At 41.0% G+C, this 3627-nt stretch carries 2 protein-coding genes; one reads left to right on the top strand and one right to left on the bottom strand.

The annotated features are described in order from the left end of the window. The first annotated feature begins 150 nt into the window (after positions 1 to 150). Positions 151 to 3015 (top strand): TonB-dependent receptor plug domain-containing protein, encoded by a 2865-nt coding sequence (locus tag L1D51_RS20870; RefSeq protein ID WP_425605558.1) that lies wholly within the window; start codon positions 151 to 153, stop codon positions 3013 to 3015. A 59-nt stretch (positions 3016 to 3074) separates the two neighbouring features. On the opposite strand, the gene L1D51_RS20865 is transcribed toward L1D51_RS20870, so the two are convergent. After that, positions 3075 to 3473, bottom strand: a complete 399-nt coding sequence (locus L1D51_RS20865) for an ExbD/TolR family protein (RefSeq protein ID WP_239964749.1) — start codon at positions 3471 to 3473, stop codon at positions 3075 to 3077. Positions 3474 to 3627 lie beyond the last annotated feature (154 nt).

Here is a 3627-nt window from a genome sequence, read left to right as displayed (position 1 = left end):
CGCCAATATAATGATGTTAATTGTGCGCCACCTTCTCGTCACAAAAAATTAATTAAAAAAAAGTTAAATTTACATAGCGGATTTATCTTCCTCACTTGTTTGTTTAAATTGCGCAGTAAGCAATTGCCGTTGTTACCTGCCTCTTTTGTTATTTATGGCCTTACAACAGGCCAAGTAGCAATAGCGGCTGAAAAACAAATGCTGCAATTTGACATCAAAGCGCAACGAGCTGATTTGGCGTTAATCGAATTTGCAAAGCAAACCGAACAAACAGTCATTTTTTCTTTCGAATTAGCAAAGCAATATCAAGCGCAATCTGTGTTTGGTTTTTACACTAAACTTGATGCACTGAATGCGATGCTAGAAGGCACTGAGCTCGATGCGGTTGTTGATCAACAAGGCTTGCTGAGTATAAAACTCAAACAAGTAGATAGGATAGATAATAACATGATCAAAGTATCAGGGGTCAGCGCTGCAGTCGTGCCATTACTGCTTGCCGCCAATACGCAAGCGTTAGCAGAAGATCAATCAGCAGAACAAAACATCGAAAAAATTGCCGTTGTCGGTAGCCGTGTAGCAGGACGCTCGGTTGAAGATTTACCGGTTCCGGTTGATATTTTAAGTGCCGAAGCACTCGAGAATACAGGTCAAACAGAAGTAGGCCGAATGCTTCAGGCTATTGCACCGTCTTTTAACTTTTCAAGCTCGTCTATCAGTGATGGTACTGATGCACTTCGTCCTGCAACATTACGTGGCTTAGGGCCAGATCAAACCTTAGTTCTTATCAATGGTAAACGCCGCCACCAAGCGAGCATTATTCACATTAATACGTCAGTAGGTCGTGGTACGGCGGGTACCGACATGAATGCTATTCCTGCTGCTGCAATCAAACGTATTGAAGTTTTACGTGATGGTGCTGCTGCGCAATATGGTTCAGATGCCATTGCAGGTGTTATTAATATCGTATTAAAAGACGCTGAAGAGGGCGGTAAAGCGGCTATCAACTACGGTGAGTATTCAGAAGGCGATGGCGAAACTGTAACTGTTGATTTCAACAAAGGATTTGCTTTAGGTGACGAAGGTTATTTAAACACCACAATCAACTACCGTGACCGTGCACCTACTAACCGTGCAGGCCTTCATGGCTCATGTCAATTTTACGGCTGTACTGAACTTGATGACGGTACGCTATTAGCAGGCGACCCTCGTGAGCTAACAGCACCTCGAGATACGTTTAGAATTGGTGATGCAGATTCACAACAATTTGCTCTAACCGTTAATACTGGCTATGAGCTTGCTGGTGGTGAGCTATATGGCTTTATCACTTATTCAAATCGTGAAAATGAATCAGCAGCGTTTTTCCGTCATAACGCAAATGCTAATGGTAACCCTGTATTACAAGATGGTGATGCAACCATTCCTATGGGTTTCTTACCGAAAATTAATACTGTCATTGATGACGTGTCTTATAACTTTGGTTATAAAAAGTCGTTCGATAATGATTCAAGCATTGATTTATCGTACACCTACGGTGAAAACAGCATTGATTACACAACAAGTGATACTATCAACGGCTCTTACGCTAACTACCTTCGCTATGACCAAGGTTTAACGGCTGATGAAATTCGTGCCACTATTCCGCGTTCAGCATATGCATATGGCCTTGAATTATCACTGCAAACTCTAAACCTTGATTACACCAAAGATTACGACAACTTCTCATTAGCACTAGGTGCTGAGCTTCGTACCGATGAGTTCCGTATTCTTGAAGGTAGTGAATACGCATACCGTGATTACGACACTGTTGATGGTATGAGCATCTATTCTGGCTTAAATGGCGGTGTAGGTAGTGTTGACGCTGCAAGTGGTACGCAAGGTTTTGGTGGTTCAGATCCGGCATCATCAGTTGATGAGTCGCGCGATGTGATTTCATTCTATATGGATGCAGAAACCTATGTCATCGATGATGTAATTATTTCAGGTGCGGTACGTTACGATAACTACAAAGGCTTTGGTGACACAGTTAACTTTAAGTTAGCGGGTAACTGGTCTGTGACTGAAGATGTGTCGTTACGTGGTGCACTAAGCACAGGTTTTAGAGCGCCTTCTATGCAACAACTTTACTTTAATAACGTAAGTACGCAGTTTGTTGTAGGCGATGATGGCAGCTTAGTGGCTGAGCAAGTAGGTACGTTTAGAAACGACAGTACCTTAGCGCAATCAATTGGTATTCCTAAGTTAAAAGAAGAGAAATCACAAAACCGTAGTTTAGGTATTGTTTATAACGTAACCGACAATATCAATTTAACCATTGACTACTACTCAATTGATATCGACGACCGTATCGTTATTTCTAACCGTTTAGGTAAAGGTTTATCAGATACGCTAGATGCTGCACTTGAAAGCTCAGGCGCAGGTGCGGGTCAGTTCTTCTTAAATGGCGCAGACACAGAAACAGAAGGTGTTGACTTAGTTGCCACATGGAACACAGAAGGTCTTGGCGGTACGCTAGATTTCACTTTTGCTGCTAACTTCACCAAAACAGATGTAGTTGATTTATTTACGCCATCAGGCAGTGGTCTTGAGACTATTCCAGTAGAAGATGTGTTTTCTGCTCAAGAAACCTCAATTATTGAAGAATGGCAACCAGAAGACCGCATTAACTTAAGTGCGCTTTACCGTTTAGAAGATTGGACAGTAAACCTATCTCTAAACCGTTACGGCGAATACACAGTTGAAGATGGTGGCCGTCAAACATACGGTGCTGAAATCTTAACTGATGTTAAAGTTAACTACTTCTTTAACGAAAACCTGTCATTTAACATTGGTGCAAATAACTTATTTGATGTTTATCCAGATAAGAACACCATTGGTAATTCACGCTCGGGTACGATTGTTGATGCTAGCGGCAACACAATTGTTTCAAGCCCAGGTGTATTCACTTACTCACGTCGTTCAGCACCATTTGGTTTTAACGGTGCGTACTACTACGTAGGTGCAGAGTACAAGTTCTAAACTCCCTTTAGATTCCTTTATTATTTAACTTTGCAAAGGGCCGTTAGGCCCTTTTTTAGTTATAAAGACGTGCTTATAGAAATTGGCACATCTTGATATTGTTTTATTTTATCAAGCAAGGTGACCAAGGTTTTGTGGCTACTTTGCTCACTTGCTGTTACTTGTACATTCGTCATTTCAAACTGTGCGGCAAATAAGGCAAGGTTAGCGATTATTTGTTCTGGTGTGATAAGCTTGTTTGCAAAGTAAATACTGTCGTTTTCAGTGATAGTAAATTGCGCTTGTTTTTTAGGGTTTTCAAGACTTGGTTTTGCTAAAGGGCGATTCACTTCAATAGCGCGCTCCTTAACAAACGAGGTTGTGACGATAAAAAATATCAGCAAGATAAACACAATATCGAGCATAGGAGTCATATCTACATCAGCGTTTGCAGTGGTTTTTTTATGTTGTTTCACCATAATTAGGTCCTTGTTGTTTTTAACTAAGCCACAAAATTTACGATTAAGTGGACTAGCCATAGTCGTGTTAAAAACACGGATTATTTTAAAATGCTGGGCGCCACAGCAGTTTTTCGGATCCTAAATTTAAAGTTAGCAGCTTTTAAAAAAACGG

Source organism: Pseudoalteromonas shioyasakiensis (assembly GCF_022398475.1).
Taxonomy (GTDB): domain Bacteria; phylum Pseudomonadota; class Gammaproteobacteria; order Enterobacterales; family Alteromonadaceae; genus Pseudoalteromonas.
This window is presented reverse-complemented; position numbering and strand designations above follow the sequence as displayed.

What these genes read in the sequence shown, in the direction of transcription:
- L1D51_RS20865 (WP_239964749.1), bottom strand. Translation starts at nt 3,473, where the DNA reads ATGGTGAAACAACATAAAAAAACCACTGCAAACGCTGATGTAGATATG.